The organism is Pseudomonas sp. TE3895, assembly GCF_056278855.1.
On record NZ_JBWBQE010000001.1, the window covers coordinates 4,822,662 to 4,838,968 of the forward strand.

Annotated in this window: 15 protein-coding genes; 10 read left to right on the forward strand and 5 right to left on the reverse strand. The window is 63.9% G+C overall.

Annotated elements, in window-relative coordinates; translation table 11 throughout:
- Positions 1 to 81: 81 nt before the first annotated feature.
- The 4 genes from ACZ889_RS21880 to ACZ889_RS21895 all read left to right on the forward strand — a co-directional run bounded on the left by ACZ889_RS21880 (position 82) and on the right by ACZ889_RS21895 (position 4,646).
- Positions 82 to 561 carry a hypothetical protein gene (locus tag ACZ889_RS21880; RefSeq protein ID WP_476257806.1) on the forward strand — a complete coding sequence of 160 codons (480 nt, stop codon included), beginning with the start codon at positions 82 to 84 and terminating at the stop codon, positions 559 to 561.
- Between the two features lie 59 nt (positions 562 to 620).
- Complete coding sequence (locus ACZ889_RS21885; protein WP_014861791.1) at positions 621 to 2,192, forward strand: sensor domain-containing diguanylate cyclase; 1,572 nt, start codon at positions 621 to 623, stop codon at positions 2,190 to 2,192.
- Between the two features lie 159 nt (positions 2,193 to 2,351).
- Positions 2,352 to 3,128: a ParA family protein gene (locus ACZ889_RS21890; protein WP_049587603.1), complete on the forward strand. Its 777-nt coding sequence runs from the start codon at positions 2,352 to 2,354 to the stop codon at positions 3,126 to 3,128.
- Between the two features lie 180 nt (positions 3,129 to 3,308).
- Positions 3,309 to 4,646: an MFS transporter gene (locus ACZ889_RS21895; RefSeq protein WP_476257807.1), complete on the forward strand. Its 1,338-nt coding sequence runs from the start codon at positions 3,309 to 3,311 to the stop codon at positions 4,644 to 4,646.
- A gap of 32 nt (positions 4,647 to 4,678) precedes the next feature.
- Here ACZ889_RS21895 and ACZ889_RS21900 read toward each other — a convergent pair whose 3' ends face one another.
- The 3 genes from ACZ889_RS21900 to ACZ889_RS21910 are packed head-to-tail and all read right to left on the reverse strand — an operon-like array spanning position 4,679 to position 10,302.
- The gene (locus ACZ889_RS21900) at positions 4,679 to 7,825 is read right to left on the reverse strand and encodes an efflux RND transporter permease subunit (RefSeq protein WP_003250476.1); all 3,147 of its coding nucleotides are present in this window, start codon (positions 7,823 to 7,825) and stop codon (positions 4,679 to 4,681) included.
- A 16-nt stretch (positions 7,826 to 7,841) separates the two neighbouring features.
- Positions 7,842 to 9,056: an efflux RND transporter periplasmic adaptor subunit gene (locus ACZ889_RS21905; RefSeq protein ID WP_180689618.1), complete on the reverse strand. Its 1,215-nt coding sequence runs from the start codon at positions 9,054 to 9,056 to the stop codon at positions 7,842 to 7,844.
- Entirely contained in the window at positions 9,049 to 10,302 is a 1,254-nt protein-coding gene (locus ACZ889_RS21910; RefSeq protein WP_476257808.1) for a TolC family protein, read from the reverse strand. Before ACZ889_RS21910 ends, ACZ889_RS21905 begins: the two co-directional genes overlap by 8 nt.
- A 262-nt stretch (positions 10,303 to 10,564) precedes the next feature.
- On the opposite strand from ACZ889_RS21910, the gene aroQ reads away from it, so the two are divergent.
- Together aroQ and ACZ889_RS21920 are read left to right on the forward strand one after the other, a co-directional pair.
- Entirely contained in the window at positions 10,565 to 11,014 is a 450-nt protein-coding gene (aroQ, locus tag ACZ889_RS21915; RefSeq protein WP_003250469.1) for a type II 3-dehydroquinate dehydratase, read from the forward strand.
- Positions 11,011 to 11,859, forward strand: a complete 849-nt coding sequence (locus tag ACZ889_RS21920; RefSeq protein ID WP_143999876.1) for a shikimate dehydrogenase — start codon at positions 11,011 to 11,013, stop codon at positions 11,857 to 11,859. The genes aroQ and ACZ889_RS21920 overlap by 4 nt, the downstream gene beginning before the upstream one ends.
- Before the next feature lie 118 nt (positions 11,860 to 11,977).
- Here the strand turns inward: ACZ889_RS21920 and ACZ889_RS21925 are convergent, their stop codons facing one another.
- Positions 11,978 to 12,493, reverse strand: a complete 516-nt coding sequence (locus ACZ889_RS21925) for a thioredoxin family protein (protein ID WP_047604012.1) — start codon at positions 12,491 to 12,493, stop codon at positions 11,978 to 11,980.
- A gap of 10 nt (positions 12,494 to 12,503) precedes the next feature.
- Complete coding sequence (locus ACZ889_RS21930) at positions 12,504 to 12,779, reverse strand: DUF2790 domain-containing protein (protein ID WP_180689616.1); 276 nt, start codon at positions 12,777 to 12,779, stop codon at positions 12,504 to 12,506.
- Between the two features lie 219 nt (positions 12,780 to 12,998).
- Here ACZ889_RS21930 and ACZ889_RS21935 point away from each other — a divergent pair, with 219 nt between their 5' ends.
- The 4 genes from ACZ889_RS21935 (at position 12,999) to ACZ889_RS21950 (ending at position 16,306) form a co-directional block, all read left to right on the forward strand.
- The gene (locus ACZ889_RS21935; RefSeq protein ID WP_003250463.1) at positions 12,999 to 13,739 is read left to right on the forward strand and encodes a response regulator; all 741 of its coding nucleotides are present in this window, start codon (positions 12,999 to 13,001) and stop codon (positions 13,737 to 13,739) included.
- Positions 13,736 to 15,022: a sensor histidine kinase gene (locus ACZ889_RS21940; RefSeq protein ID WP_180689615.1), complete on the forward strand. Its 1,287-nt coding sequence runs from the start codon at positions 13,736 to 13,738 to the stop codon at positions 15,020 to 15,022. The genes ACZ889_RS21935 and ACZ889_RS21940 overlap by 4 nt, the downstream gene beginning before the upstream one ends.
- A 163-nt stretch (positions 15,023 to 15,185) precedes the next feature.
- Positions 15,186 to 15,803, forward strand: a complete 618-nt coding sequence (locus ACZ889_RS21945; RefSeq protein WP_014861799.1) for a ferric reductase-like transmembrane domain-containing protein — start codon at positions 15,186 to 15,188, stop codon at positions 15,801 to 15,803.
- 14 nt (positions 15,804 to 15,817) lie between these two features.
- Positions 15,818 to 16,306 (forward strand): HvfX family Cu-binding RiPP maturation protein, encoded by a 489-nt coding sequence (locus ACZ889_RS21950; protein ID WP_180689614.1) that lies wholly within the window; start codon positions 15,818 to 15,820, stop codon positions 16,304 to 16,306.
- Position 16,307: the final 1 nt, after the last annotated feature.

Genomic DNA, 16,307 nt, shown 5'->3' on the forward strand with positions numbered 1-16,307 from the left:
ACAAGGCAAATCACAGGGCTCGTCGTGGCAAGGCGGACATCGGTATAATCAGCAGTCTTCACTGCCCGACCAGGCCACACCATGCCTCGCCTCCCGAAGTTGCTGTTACCCCTGTTGCTGGCTGCTGCATTCACCGCCTGCGACCAGAAACCCTCCCGTGAAGAACAGATCCTCAGCCAGCTGCCCCTGCAGGACGCCTACACGCACAACATCGAGCGCATGTCCGCGCTGCTGGGCCGCACTCACCCGCAGCTGTCGCAAGCGACCATCCAGGACGTACTGCGCAAGCACCTCACCGTCGAGGACCAGCGCCGGGACCTGTTCCGCCTGTACAGCGAAAAAAACTTCAGCGACGCCGAATTCGCCACCATCGTCGCCGCCACCCAGGACCCCGCCAAAGCTCGCGCCCTGGAAGACACCGAAGCCGGCAAACGCTTGAGCGAAAAACTCACCGCCCTGATGCGCGAAACCGCCCGCGATGTGAACGTGCAAGCCTTGGTGGAGCAGCGTATGCAAGAGGTGGAAGATGAGCTTGATGCGCTGGACAAAGCAGGCTCTTGACCGCTGCCCGGCAAGGTAACTTCCGTTCAGCCGCCCTTTACGATCACCCGAGGTCAGGATTGACACACACCAAGCATGGATTGCGCCTGGATCTACGTACACTCATTCTGGTGCTCTGCGCCCTTACCGCAGTGGTCATGCTGTGCGCCAGCTATTTCGCCAGCTACCGGGTGCAGCGCCAGCTATTGATCGACAATGCCCTGGAAGCCAACCGGGTGTATGCGACCAAGCTGGCCAGCATCACCGAAACCTTCATTGGCAACGCCTTGCAGCAACTGATGTTCAGCGCCGGCGTGCAAAGCCGGCAGTTGAGCGACACCACAGCGCTGCAGTTGGAAACCGACCGCGTACTGGGCCAGAGCATGGCCTTCAACTCCACCTTCGTGATCGATGCCAACGGTGTACTGCTGGCAGTATCCCCCGCCCCGCTACGCCACCTGCTCGGCACCCACGTGCAGTCACCCGGTGCTCTGGAAGCCCTGCGCGAACGCCGTCCACTGGTTTCCACGCCCTACCTGTCGGCGGCCGACAACCTGGTGGTGGCCTTATCGCAACCCATTTTCGACAGCAACGGCAACTACCTGGGGTATGTGGGTGGCAGCCTGTACCTGCGTGAACGCAACATCCTCAACAGCCTGCTGGGCGAGCATTTCTACAAGGACGGTTCGTACCTGTATGTGGTCGACCGCAACCGACGCCTGCTGTACCACCCCCATAGCGAGCGGGTAGGCACGGTGGTGGAGGGCAATGCGCTGGTCGACCAGTTGGCGACACTGGACAGCGGTACCCGGCAACTGACCAATAGCCTGGGCGTGGAAATGCTCGCCGGCTTCGCCACCGTCCCCAGCGCCGGCTGGGGCGTGGTAGCGCAGCAGCCCTTGGTGCAGACGGTGGCGCCGTTGCACCATCTGGTGCTGAACGTGATCGCCAGTTCGGCGCCCTTGGCGCTGGTTGGCAGCCTGCTGCTGTGGTGGCTGGCCCGTACCATCGCCCGACCGCTCTGGAAGCTTGCCGCCGGTGCCCGCACGATGGACCGCGCCGCTACCGCCGAGCACTTGCATCAGGTGCGGGCCTGGTACTTCGAGGCGGCAGAGCTCAAGCGCGCGTTGCTGTTCAGCCTGAACTTGCTGCAAGAGCGTATCGGCCGGCTCAATCGGGACGCCCAGACCGATCCGCTGACCGGCCTGGGCAACCGCCGCAGCCTGGAAATCAGCCTGTCGTTACTGGAGGCTGAAAACCGGGAGTTTGCAGCCATTGCGCTGGATATCGACCACTTCAAGCGGATAAATGACAGCCATGGACACGAAGTGGGCGACCAGGTGCTGCGCCAGCTGGCGGAGCTCATGCGCCGTTGTTGCCGCGAGGGCGACCTGCTGTGTCGCACCGGTGGCGAGGAGTTCCTGATATTGCTGCCTGGGGCCACCCTGAACGTGGCGGCCGCGGTGGCCGAACGGTTGCGTGTGACCGTACAGGATATGCCGGTGGAACCGGTGGGGGCAGTGACGATTTCGCTGGGGGTGACGCACTGGGATGGCGAGACTCACGGCGAGCCCATGAACGCATTGGGCGAGGCTGACCGGGCGCTTTACCGGGCCAAGCAGGAGGGGCGCAACCGGGTCGCTTTTGCCTGAACGTCTTGAGTTGCCTGCAGGGGGCGGGCTTGCCCGTGAAAATGCCGGTACAGGCAAAGATGAATCGGTGGCTTGTAACAATTCCTGTCATAAAACTGCAGTGTTTCAGTCATAGGATTGACCCCGACCTGACATTTTTACTTCATGGATGAGCGTCTCATGCGTCGTGTGGTTTTCAATCAGAAAGGTGGCGTCGGCAAATCCAGCATCGCCTGCAACCTCGCCGCAGCCAGTGCCGCCGAGGGCTACCGGACCTTGCTGGTCGACCTTGACCCGCAGGCCAATGCCACCTTCTACCTCACCGGGCTGGTCAACGACACTATTCCACCCGGCATCGCCGACTTCTTCCGCCAGACCTTGTCGCCGGTTACCGCCGCCGGCAAGAAGCACCGCGTGGCAATCACCGAAACCCGCTACAACAACCTGCACCTGGTCACCGCCAGCCCTGACCTCAGCGACCTGCAAAGCAAGCTGGAGAGCAAGTTCAAGATCAACAAGCTGCGCAAGTTGCTGGTGGCACTGGAAGAGGACTATGAGCGGATTTACATCGACACCCCACCCGCGCTGAATTTCTACACCTTCAGCGCGCTGGTGGCGGCCGAGCGTCTGTTGATTCCGTTCGACTGCGACAGTTTCTCGCGCCAGGCCCTGCACAGTGTCATGGCCGAGGTCGAAGAACTGCGCCAGGACCACAACCCCGCGCTGGTGGTGGAAGGTGTGGTGGTCAATCAGTTCGCCGGGCGCACGGCGCTGCACCAGACCTTGGTCGATCAACTGCGCAACGAAGGCATGCCGGTGCTGCCGGTGTACCTGAGCAGTTCGATCAAGATGCGTGAATCGCACCATGCCTCGGTGCCATTGGTGCATTTGGCGCCGCGGCATAAACTGGCCCTGGAATTCATCGATTTGCTGGATGTGCTTGAGCGTGCGGCCTGACAGGCCGTTGGGGGCACTCCAGCTATAACCTGCTGCACCGGTCGAATCAGGTATACCGAGGTCGCCCTCGACAAAGCGCCTTGCAGCGCTCGGCTATCTACTGGCAAGCACAATAACGATGGCGCAGCCCGACTGCGCCACTTTCAACATGGCTGCCAAAGGAAACCGGAGAGCACCCGCATGTCCGCACATCATGAGGTATCCCCCGCCACCCTGCGCAGGGTGATTGCCGCTTCGGCCATCGGCAATTTCGTCGAATGGTTCGACTTCGCCGTGTACGGCTTTCTCGCCACGCTGATCGCCAGCCAGTTCTTCGCCAGCGAAGACGCCAGCGTAGCCTTGCTCAAAACCTTCGCGGTGTTCGCCGTGGCGTTCGCCCTGCGCCCCTTGGGCGGCATCGTCTTCGGCGCCTTGGGCGACCGCCTGGGACGCAAGCGCATCCTGTCGCTGACCATCTTGCTGATGGCCGGCTCCACCACGTTGATCGGCCTGCTGCCGACCTACGCCAGTATCGGCCTGGCAGCCCCGGTGCTGCTGACCCTGGCCCGCTGCCTGCAGGGTTTTTCTGCCGGTGGCGAATATGCCGGGGCCTGCGCCTACCTGATGGAGCACGCGCCTGACAACAAGCGCGCCTTTTATGGCAGCTTCGTGCCTGTGTCGACCTTTTCCGCCTTTGCCTGTGCGGCGGTGATCGCGTATGGCCTGGAAGCCAGCCTGTCGACCGAGGCGATGAATGCCTGGGGTTGGCGCATTCCGTTCCTGATTGCAGCACCGCTGGGCCTGGTCGGCCTGTACCTGCGCTGGCGCATGGAAGAAACCCCGGCGTTCCGCGAAGCCGTCGCCCAGGGCAAGGAGCACGAGCATTCACCGCTGAAGGAAACCCTGCGCCACCATGGCCGGGTCATTCGCAACCTGGGGGCGTTCATTTCGCTGACCGCATTGTCGTTCTACATGTTCACCACCTACTTCGCCACCTACCTGCAACTGGTCGGCAACCTGACCCGCGCGCAGTCACTGCTGGTAACCACCGTGGCCCTGCTGTTCGCTGCGGTCGGCTGCCCGCTGGCCGGGGCATTTTCGGACCGGGTGGGGCGGCGCAAGACCATCGGCTTTACCTGCCTGTGGGTGATGCTTTGCGTGTTCCCGGCGTACTGGCTGGCCAGCTCTGGCTCGATGTCGGGTGCGCTGCTGGGGGTGATCCTGCTCGCGGTGGGGGCATTGTGCAGCGGCGTGGTTACCGCAGCCTTGCTGTCGGAAAGCTTCCCTACCCGTACCCGCTACACCGCTTCGGCGATTACCTACAACGTGGCCTACACGCTATTTGGCGGCACAGCGCCGCTGGTGGCAACCTGGCTCATCGGACAGACCGGCAGCAGCCTGGCACCGGCGTTCTACCTGGTGGTGATTGCGCTGGTGGCGTTGGTGGGCGGGTTGGCGTTGCCGGAAACGTCGCGGATTTCTTTGCATGACGACCTGGGTGTGGACGGTGTACGGGCTGGTGCCCGAAGGGCCGTTTGAGGTTGTTGGGGCTGCCTTGCAGCCCCACGTACTCAGCCTTCCTGCTGCTCATCCCGCCGATACGCCCACTGATACAACGCCGGCAACACCAGCAACGTCAGCGCGGTAGAAGACAAGATCCCACCAATCACCACCGTCGCCAGTGGCCGCTGCACCTCTGCCCCGGTCCCGGTGGCCAAGGCCATCGGTATGAACCCCAGCGAGGCCACCAGCGCCGTCATCAGTACTGGCCGCAAGCGGGTCAGCGCCCCCTCCTCGACCGCCGCCCGCAGCGTGCGCCCTTCCTCGCGCAGCCCGCGGATAAAGGCAATCATCACCAGCCCGTTCAACACTGCCACTCCCGACAATGCAATGAACCCGACGCCGGCAGAAATAGACAGCGGAATATCACGCACCCACAGCGCCAGCACCCCGCCGGTCAGGGCAAAGGGGATGCCGGTGAACACCAGCAGGCCATCCCTGAGGTTATTGAACATCATCAGCAACAGCGCCATGACCAGCAGCAAGGCCACCGGCACCACCACCTGCAAGCGCTCGGCTGCCGACTGCAACTGTTCGAACTGCCCTCCCCAACGCGTCCAGTAACCCGGTGGTACCTGCACCTGGTCGATCAGGGCCTGCTCAGCCTCTTGCACAAACGAGCCCAGGTCGCGTCCACGCACGTTGGCACTGACCACCACCACGCGCTTGCCATCCTCGCGGCTCACCTGATTCGGGCCCAGTTGCAGGTTCAGCGTGGCGACCTGCGACAGCGGGATGAAACCGATTTGCCCGGCCCCCTCAGCGGCACTGGCCGGAACCGGAATCAGCAGGCTGGCCAGCCCGTCGACATCGGTACGCAAGGTCTCCGACAGGCGCACGACCATGTCGAAGCGGCGGTCGCCTTCATACAGCGTACCGGCGGTGCGGCCGCCCACGGCAATGGCGATGGCATCCTGCACATCGCCCACATTCAGGCCATGACGTGCGGCCTTGTCACGGTCGATGTCGATGGTCAGTACCGGCAGGCCGGTCGTCTGCTCCACCTTCACCTCGGACGCGCCCGACACCCCTTGCAGGCTGGCAGCGATCTGTGCGGCAGTGCGGTTGAGCACCTCCATGTCGTCACCGAACAGCTTCACCGCCACATCACTGCGCACCCCGGAAATCAGCTCGTTGAACCGCAGCTGAATCGGCTGCGACAGCTCGTAGTTGCTGCCCGGCACACTGGCAGCGGCGCGTTGCACCTGGGCGATCAGCTCATCCCGCGGTTTGCCCGGGTCAACCCATTGTTCGCGCGGGCGCAGCATCACGTAGGCATCGGAAATGTTCGGCGGCATCGGGTCGGAGGCAATCTCGGCAGTGCCGGTGCGGGCAAACACCCGCTCCACCTCCGGCACCTGAGCGATGATCGCCTGCTCCAGGCGCTGTTGCATGTCCACCGACTGCGACAGGCTGGTGCCCGGCACGCGCAGGGCCTGCAGGGCGAAGTCACCCTCGCTGAGGCTGGGGATGAACTCGCTGCCCATGCGGCTGGCCATCACGCCCGACAACAGCACCAGGGCGGCGGCGGCGGCACATGCCAGTTTGCGCCGGCCCAGCACCCAGGCCAGCACCGGGGCATAGCGCTGCCGTGCCGTACGCATCACCAGGCCTTCCTCTTCCTTGACCTTGCCGGTGACGAACAGGGCAATGGCTGCCGGAACGAACGTGACCGAAAGGATCATCGCGCCCAACAGGGCCATGACCACGGTAAAGGCCATAGGGTGGAACATCTTGCCCTCGACCCCGGTCAGGGCAAAGATCGGCAGGTACACCACCATGATGATCAACTGCCCATAGATCAGCGGCCGGCGTGCTTCGCGGGCAGCGGCAAACACCTCATGGAACCGTTCGCTGCGGGTCAGCATGCGACCGTGGCGCTGCTGGGCATGGGCCAGGCGACGGATGGCGTTTTCCACGATCACGACTGCGCCGTCGACGATGATGCCGAAGTCCAGCGCGCCCAGGCTCATCAGGTTGGCACTGACCTTGTTGCTGAACATGCCGGTAAAGGTGAACAGCATCGAAAGCGGGATAACCATGGCCGTGATCAGCGCAGCACGAATGTTGCCGAGGAACAGGAACAGCACGGCAATCACCAGGATCGCACCTTCGATCAGGTTTTTCTTTACCGTGGCGATGGCTTTCTCCACCAGGTTGGTGCGGTCGTACACCGTCACGGCGACTACGCCCTTGGGCAGGTTGCGATTGATCTCGACCAATTTTGCAGCGACCGCCTGCGACACCGTGCGGCTGTTCTCGCCAATCAGCATGAACACCGTGCCCAGCACCACTTCCCGACCGTTTTCGGTGGCGGCCCCCGAGCGCAGCTCTTCGCCAAGGCCAACCTGGGCGACATGGCTGACGCGGATCGGCGTGCCGTCGACGCTGGAGATAACGATGTTGGCAATGTCTTCGGCCGAGGCCACCTGGCCCGGCGCGCGAATCAGCAACTGCTCGCCATTGCGCTCGATATAGCCAGCGCCAATGTTAGCGTTATTGCGCTCCAGCGCTGCAATCAGGTCGTTGAGGGTGAGCTTGTAGGCCGCCAGGCGCTTGGGCTCTGGTGCAATCAGGTATTGTTTGGCATGGCCGCCGATGCTGTTGACCTCGGCCACACCCGGCACATTGCGCAGCTGCGGCTTGATGATCCAGTCCTGAATCACCCGCAGGTCAGTTGGAGTGTAAGGTGTACCGTCTTCCTTGAGCGCCCCCTCCTGGGCTTCCACCGTCCACAGGAAAATTTCCCCCAGCCCGGTGGAGATCGGCCCCATGCCCGCCTCGATGCCCTCAGGCAATTGCTCGCGGGCCACCTGCAGGCGCTCGTTGACCAGTTGGCGGGCGAAGAAGATATCGGTGCCATCATCGAAAATGACCGTGACTTGCGACAGGCCCGAACGCGACAGCGAGCGGGTCTGCTTGAGCCCTGGCAGGCCAGCCATAGCGGTCTCGATGGCAAAGGTGATGCGCTGCTCGGTCTCCAGCGGCGAATAGCCGGGGGCGGCGGTGTTGATCTGCACCTGGACGTTAGTGATGTCCGGCACAGCATCGATTGGCAGTTTCTGGTAGCTGTGGATACCCACCGCGGCCATCAGGACCACGGCCAGCATCACCACCAGGCGCTGCTCGATGGCAAATTGAATCAGGCGTTCGAACATGCAGGTGTCCCCGTGATCAGTGGCTGTGCTCGGCCGAGCCCTTGCCCAGTTCCGACTTGAGGACAAAGCTGCCGGCGGCCGCGACCTGAGTACCGGCGGCCAGGCCGCTGGTGATTTCCACCTGGCCAGCATCGCGACGGCCAGTCTTCACCGGGCGCGCCTCGAAGCCTTCCTCCGTGCGGGCGAACACCACGGTCTGCGCCTCCCAGGTTTGCAGGGCGCTTTCCGGCACCGCCACGGCGGCATCGAAGCGGTCGACGCTGACAGCCACATTGACGAACAGCCCGGGGCGCCAGGCGCCATTGGGGTTGGCCAGTGTGGCACGCACAGTGGCGGCACGGTTCTGCTCGCCGAGCAGGCTGCCGACGTAGTTGACCTTGCCCAGAACCTGGGCGCCCAGGTCCGGCGCACTGACCGTGACTTCACGGCCGGTCACCACCTTGCCCAGGTCACGAGGGGCCACGGCGAAGGTGGCCCACACCCGGCTCAGGTCGGACAGGGTGAACGCGTTGCTGGTCTCGTCGACCACCTCGCCCACGGTCAGGTGCTTCTCCACGACGACCGCATCGAAGGGGGCGCGCAGTTCATAGCGGTTGCCGGCACCGGCCGGCCCCACCGCTGCGACCTTCTGCCGAGCATTGGCCAGGGCGATCTCGGCCTCCTGCAGCGCCTGACGTGCCTGCAGGTAATCCTGCTCGGCGCTGATTCGCTCCTGCCACAGCTGTTGTTCCCGTTGAAAGGTCAACCGCGCCAGTTCCAGGCGACGTTGAGCGGCCTGCTGCTCACTGCGCAGGTCGGAGATCTGCTGGCTGGCAATCACCGCCAGTACCTGGCCGCGCTTGACCGCCTGGCCCAGCTCGGCGTGCACCGCTTCGACCACACCCGGCACGCGGGGTACCACATGTGCGGTGCGGTCCTCGTCAAAGCGGATCTCACCCGGGAAGCTGATGGCGGTGCCCAGCTCACGGGGGCCTGCGGCAGCCAGTTGTATACCAGCCGATTCGATCTGCGCGATAGACAGGTGCAGCTGGCCTTCTTCTTCGCCGTGCTCCTTCTCTGCATGGCCTTCGGCGGCCTGCGCTGCAGCATGGCCGTGGCTGTCTTCACCATGGTCGTCATGGGGGGCTTGAGCCTTGGACGCCTGGCCGAGGTTGCCGGTCCAGGCCAGGCCCGTGAGGCCAAGCGCAGCAATGGCGGCAGCCAGAAGGGCTAGCTTGCGTGGGTTAGTCATTGTTGCTCCTGCTATTGGGTTTGTTGCTCACGCCATCGAGATCGCCGTAGATGCGCTCCACTTGTGCACGCGCGTCGGTCGCCGAGGCCAGCGCCTCGAGGTACAGCCCGCGAGCCTCGATCAGCGTGCGCTGGGCGTCGAGTACATCGAGGAAAGCGAACTTGCCCATTTCAAAACCGCGGGTGGCGGTGTCCACGGCCTGCTGCGCAGCAGGCAGGATGGTGCGGTCATAGGCTTCAACGTCCTGCATCGCCGTCTCCCACTGGCTGATGGCACTACGGGTTTCACTGCGCAGACGCAGCGCCACGGCATTGCGCAGGTCGCGCGCCTGGTCGGCACGGCGCGCAGCTGCCAGAACATTGCCCTGGTTGCGGTCGAACAGCGGCAACGGCATGGACAGGCCAACCACGTTCACTCGCTCCCGGTCTTCGCGGCTGTACTGGCTGCCAAGGCTGACGGTGAGGTTGGGGATACGCTGGGCTTTTTCCGCTCCCAGGGAGGCGTCGCCGCGCTCGACCTGGGCAGCGGCCAGGCGCCATTCGGCAGTCTTTTCGACCTGGTCAAGCAAGGTGTCGGCACCCGGCGCAATGCCTGGCGAAAGGTTGGCTGCCTGCAACCGGTCGAAGCTTGCCAGCGGGCTGCCCGTCAACTGGGCCAAGGCCTGGTAGGCCACGCTGCGCTGGGTTTTCGCACGGCGCACTTCGGCCTGGGCCTGGGCCAGTTGCACCTGGGCACGGGTGGCCTCCACCGGTGATGACTGACCTGCCGTAACCCGCCCTTGCACCACCCGCAGGCCGCGCTCAGTCAACGCCTGCGACTGCTGAGCCAACTCCAGCGCGGTCTGTGCACGCAAGGCAGCGTGGAAAGCCTGCACCACATCGGCCCGCAGGGCGTTGCGCTGGCGCTCCAGGTCAAGCTGGGCAATGGCCTGGCCGGCACCCGCCACGGCGAGACGTGCGCCGCGCTTCCCGCCCAGCTCCAGCGGCTGGCTGAGGGTGACGGTGGTGGTGCTGGTGTCGCGGCGGGTGTCCTCGACCTCCCAGGCCAGCTCTGGGTTGGGAAGCAGCCCGGCCTGACGCCGTTCGCCATCGGCAATGCCAATTTCACGGCCAGCTGCAGCCAGCTCCGGGTTCTGGGCGAAAGCGGCAGTAAGCGCCTGGGGCAGGCTCAGCACCTGGCTGGCCTGGGCGCCGGTGGCACTGGCCAGCAGCAGACAGAGCAAGGCGATCTTGCGGGGGATGGGCACGAAACAGTCCTCTGGGCGAAGCATTGGCGAGGGACTGTAGAAAGGGCTGGTTATCGGGGCGGTGGCGGCAAGATTACAATTTTGTAATGACGCCCTGCGGTTCGTTACAGGGGCAGCTTTGCACGGCTGGGTAGAGGGCATTCAATGCCCAATAAGTTCGATAATCGCCCACTTTCCCGGTGCGACGATCTTGGCCAATTGACGGAACTAACCAGTCAGTACAAAACTACGTGCATTCAACAACAACAAAGCGATGCCCGTCATGAAGCCCCTTATTCTCGTGCTCAACGGCCCCAACCTGAACATGCTGGGCACCCGCGAGCCTGCCCAGTACGGCCACGAAACCCTCGCTGACCTGGCTCAGGGATGTGCCGACACTGCCCACGCCCACGGCCTGGAAATCGAATTCCGCCAGACCAACCACGAAGGCGAACTGATCGACTGGATCCACGCCGCCCGTGGCCGCTGCGCCGGCATCGTGATCAACCCCGGCGCCTGGACGCACACCTCGGTCGCCATCCGCGATGCCCTGGTGGCCAGCGAACTGCCGGTGATCGAGGTGCACCTGTCCAATGTGCACAAACGCGAGCCGTTCCGTCACTTGTCGTTCGTATCGTCCATCGCCGTCGGTGTCATCTGCGGCCTGGGCAGCCACGGCTACCGCATGGCGCTGAGCCACTTCGCCGAGCTGTTGCAGGAGCGTGCGGCATGAGCCAGCAAGCCATCCTCGCAGGCCTGATCGGCCGCGGCATCCAACTGTCACGTACCCCGGCCCTGCACGAACACGAAGGCGACGCCCAGGCCCTGCGCTACTTGTACCGGCTGATCGACGCCGACCAGCTGCAACTGGACGACAGTGCCCTGCCCGGCCTGCTCGAAGCCGCGCAACATACCGGTTTCACCGGGCTGAACATTACGTACCCGTTCAAGCAGGCGATCCTGCCGTTGCTCGACGAACTGTCCGACGAGGCCCGCGGTATCGGCGCGGTAAATACCGTGGTGCTCAAGGACGGCAAGCGCGTCGGCCACAACACCGATTGCCTGGGCTTTGCCGAAGGCTTGCGCCGTGGCCTGCCCGACGTTGCACGGCGCCAGGTGGTGCAGATGGGTGCCGGTGGCGCTGGCTCGGCCGTGGCCCATGCCCTGCTGGGTGAAGGGGTAGAGCGGCTGGTGCTGTTCGAAGTGGATACGACCCGTGCGCAGGCGCTGGTGGACAACCTGAACGCCCATTTCGGCGCGGAGCGCGCCGTGCTTGGCACCGACCTGGCCACAGCACTGGCCGAAGCGGACGGGCTGGTCAACACCACGCCGGTGGGCATGGCCAAGCTACCGGGCACGCCACTGCCGGTGGCGTTGCTACATCCCCGCCTGTGGGTGGCAGAGATCATCTACTTCCCGCTGGAGACCGAACTGCTGCGCGCGGCCCGGGCACTGGGCTGCCGCACACTGGATGGCAGCTACATGGCGGTGTTCCAGGCGGTGAAGGCATTCGAGCTGTTCAGCGGGCGGCAGGCGGATGCGGCGCGGATGCAGGCGCACTTTGCCAGTTTCACCTGATAGAAAAGTGTTGGCTTCTTCGCGGGCACGCCCGCTCCCACAGGTACTGCGCAAACGTTACTGATTGCACTCTCCCTGTGGGAGCGGGCATGCCCGCGAAGAGGCCGGTACAGGAGAATCACCCTTGCTCATCCAGCAACGCCTGTATCACCTGTTCCTGCTCGCCATAATCCCCCTCGCCAACGTGCACATGGCGCACCTGCCCCTTGCGATCGACAAAGTAATGCGCCGGCCAGAACTGGTTGCCCCAGGCATTCCACACCTTGTAGTCATTATCTACCGCCACCGGATACCCGATACCCAACCGGGCTACCTTGTCCCGCAAAGTCGCCACATCATGCTCGTAGTCGAACTCGGGCGTGTGTACCCCCACCACCACCAGTCCTTGATCGGCATAGCGCCGCGCCCAATCATTCACATGCGGCAGGCTGCGCCGACAGTTGATGCAGTCCCAGGTCCAGAAGTCCACCAGCACCACCTTGCCCTTGAGCCCCGGGGCATCCACGGGCGGCGAATTCAACCACTGGCTGGCGCCTGACAGCGACGGCATGGCGCCGTAGCTGTCGCGTGCCTTCAGGTGCCCAGCCAACCCAAGCCCCATCAGCGCCAGCGCAAAACCACCTGCCTTGAGCATCCGGCGCCGATCAATTGTCATGGCAACCGCCCGTGGCGTAGGTGCGGTACTGCACGCTTTGCCGCTGGCCATGGGAGTCAAGGTAGTCCATTCGGGTGTTCACCAGGCCGCAGGCGTTGCTCTGATCGTCCTGCACCGACAGCACTTTCTTCACATCCAGAGGCTCACCGTAGCGGTACTGCATGACCCCGCCATCCTGCATCGGGGCAGTGGCGGCCTGGGTAGCGATGGCGCCGAAGCTGAGCACGGCGAACAGGCTGGCGCTGGCGAAAGTCTTGACGTTCATGGCATCTCTCCTGGGTAACACTTGGGGGTGGGGAGTGTTGCTCCCCGGTCGAGAGCCATTTCACGTCAGCCAGGTATCCCGCATGTGTCGCCCAACGTTGTGATGTGCCTCCTGCTGTATCCCTACCCGTGCCAGATACACTGCAATACAAACTCCCGCAGGCAAGGGCGAACGCGCTCGGTACACTGCGCCCAACCCACTTTGCACAGGAACCAGCGCATGGAACACGTCGATCACATCCTGATCGTCGACGACGACCGCGAGATCCGCGAACTGGTCGGCAATTACCTGAAGAAGAACGGCCTGCGCACCAGCATCGTTGCCGACGGCCGGCAGATGCGCGCCTTTCTCGAAGCCAACAGCGTCGACCTGATCGTGCTCGACATCATGATGCCTGGCGACGACGGCCTGCTGTTGTGCCGCGAGCTGCGCGCCGGCAAGCACCGCAATACGCCGGTGCTGATGCTGACCGCCCGCAATGACGAAACCGACCGCATCATCGGCCTGGAAATGGGCGCCGACGATTACCTGACCAAACCGTTCTCGGCCCGCGAACTGCTCGCCCGCATCAACGCCGTGCTGCGCCGCACACGCATGCTGCCGCCCAACCTGACCATCAGTGAAAGCAGCCGCCTGCTGGGTTTCGGTCAATGGCGCCTGGACACCACCGCGCGCCACCTGCTCGACAGCGAAGGAACCCTGGTGGCCCTGAGCGGCGCCGAGTACCGCCTGCTGCGGGTGTTCCTCGACCACCCGCAGCGGGTGCTCAGCCGCGAACAGCTGCTTAACCTGACCCAGGGCCGCGAAGCCGACATCTTCGACCGCTCCATCGACTTGCTGGTCAGCCGCCTGCGCCAGCGCCTGGGTGACGATGCCCGCGAGCCCAGCTGCATCAAGACCGTGCGCAGCGAGGGCTACGTGTTTTCGCTGCCGGTGCAATTGCTCGAGTCCCCCTCATGAAATGGCCGCGCACCCTGGCCTCGCGCCTGGCGATGATCTTCTTCACCGGCCTGGTGTTGGCTTATGGTCTGTCGTTCGGCCTGCAGGCCTACGAGCGCTACATCAGCAGCCGTTCGATGATGCTCAGCAACCTCGAACAGGACGTGGCGACTTCGGTTGCCATCCTCGATCGCCTGCCTGCAGCCGAGCGTGCCGCCTGGCTGCCGCGCCTGGAACGGCGCACCTACCGCTATCGCCTCGACCAGGGCCTGGCAGGCGAAGCGATGCCGAGCAGTGACCCACCGATGGCCGCCGCGTCGATCGTCAAGGCCATTGGCAGCGACTACCGCCTGACCTTCCTGGAAATCCCGGGGCCCAATGCGCACTTCCAGGCGCACCTGAACCTGGCCGACGGCGCGCCACTGACCATCGACGTGACGCCAGCAACAGTCCCGGTAGCCCGTTGGTTGCCCGTGGTGCTGCTGATTCAGCTGGCTGTGCTGTTGCTGTGTACCTGGCTGGCGGTACGCCTGGCCATCGGCCCGCTAACCCGTCTGGCCCAGGCAGTGGACAACCTCGACCCGGACCAGCCCGGCGTACAACTGGATGAAAGCGGCCCACGCGAGGTGCGCTACGCTGCCGTGGCTTTCAACGCCCTGCAGGCGCGCATTGCTGCCCACCTCAAGGAACGCATGCAGTTGCTGGCAGCCATTTCCCACGACCTGCAAACACCGATCACTCGCATGAAGTTGCGGGTCGAAGTGATGGATGAGGGGGTCGAAAGGGACAAGTTCGGGAGCGATCTGGATGAAATGGAACACCTGGTGCGCGAAGGCGTGGCTTACGCCCGCAGCATGGACAGCAGCACCGAAGCGACCTGCCGGGTCAACCTTGATGCCTTTCTCGACAGCCTGGTATTCGACTACCAGGACAGCGGCGCCCAGGTTGAACGCCACGGCAGCAGCGGGACTCTGCTGGAAACCCGCCCGCATGCGCTGCGCCGGGTACTGGTGAACCTGGTCGACAACGCCCTGAAGTTTGCAGGTGCTGCCGAGCTGCAAGTGTCACGCGAGGGCAGTACCACCATCATCCGCGTGCTCGACAACGGGCCAGGGATACCCGGTGACGAGCTGGATGAAGTGCTCAAGCCGTTCTACCGGGTGGAAGGTTCACGCAATCGCAGCACGGGTGGCACCGGCTTGGGATTGGCCATTGCCCACCAGCTGATCCAGGCCATGGGGGGCCGGCTGACCCTGAGCAACCGCGAACAGGGCGGATTGTGCGCGCAGATCGAACTCACCTGAAGTGCGATCGTTGGCAGGAACGGCCTTGGATCTCGATCGGGCCGTTCCTGTAAAACGCGAGGTCGCCTCTACAAACAGATACACAACTGCATCCCCCTGACACACTGCAGATACCCCGCCCCGAGACACTCCCGGTCACACAACCACATCCCGGGAGTCCCTGATGAAAGCCCTCACCTTGCCCTCCGGCTGGAAGCTGTTCGCCGCCCTCGCCGGCCTGACCTTGGCGATGACCGCCATAGTCCTGGCCAGCCAACCTGACCCGGACGGCTTGCGCAGTGCCATCCGTGCCACCGCACGCAGCTCGTTCGCACTGTTCCTGCTGGCGTTCCTGGCCTCGTCGCTGGTGACCTTGCTGCCTGGCACATCAAGCCGCCGCATCCTTCAGGAGCGACGCTACCTGGGGTTGGCATTCGCGTTCTCCCACACCGTGCACGGCGTGCTGATTTATCGCTACGCCCAGCAATTCCCCGAGCTGTTCTGGGCCGGCCGCACACTGACTTCCAGCCTGCCCGGGACAGTCGGCTACCTGTTCGTGCTGCTGCTCACCGCCACCTCGTTCAAGCCCCCCATGCGGCTGTTGGGCGGCCGTGCCTGGCAAGCGCTGCACAGCAGCGGCATGTGGGTACTGGCTGCCGTGTTCTGCCTGTCGTTCTACAAACGCATCCCCATGGGGGGGTGGTACCCGCTGGCGTTCGCCCTGATGTTCAGCGCCATCGCCGTCAAGCTCACCGCCAAAGTGGCCCGTAAACAACGCCGCAGCACCCGCGCCCTTGCCTGAAGAGAGCACCGCAAATGACGACCTTGACCCGTACCCTGACCACCGTTGATCGCCTCGGCAGCTGGAGCGCCGACGTGCCATTACGGGTATTTTTGGCCTGGGAGTTTTTCGAATCCGGCCTGGAGAAATTCAACGGCAGCAACTGGTTCGCCGACCTGCAGTCCAACTTCCCGTTCCCCTTCAACCTGCTGCCCGCGGAGCTGAACTGGCAGCTGTCGATGTGGGCCGAGTTGGTGCTGCCGTTGCTGCTGCTGTTGGGCCTGGGTACCCGGCTGGCATCGTTGGGTTTGATGGTGGTGACCGTTGTAGCGATAGCGGCAGTGCACTGGCCGGCGCACTGGTCGGGCCTGGCGGAGCTGGCCCGAGGCTATGCCATTACCGACCAGGGCTTCGGCAATTACAAATTGCCATTGATCTACCTGGTGGCGTTGCTCCCCCTGCTGCTCAAGGGCGCCGGGCGCCTTAGCCTCGATCATTGGCTTGGCATGCGGTTCGGCAGATGAG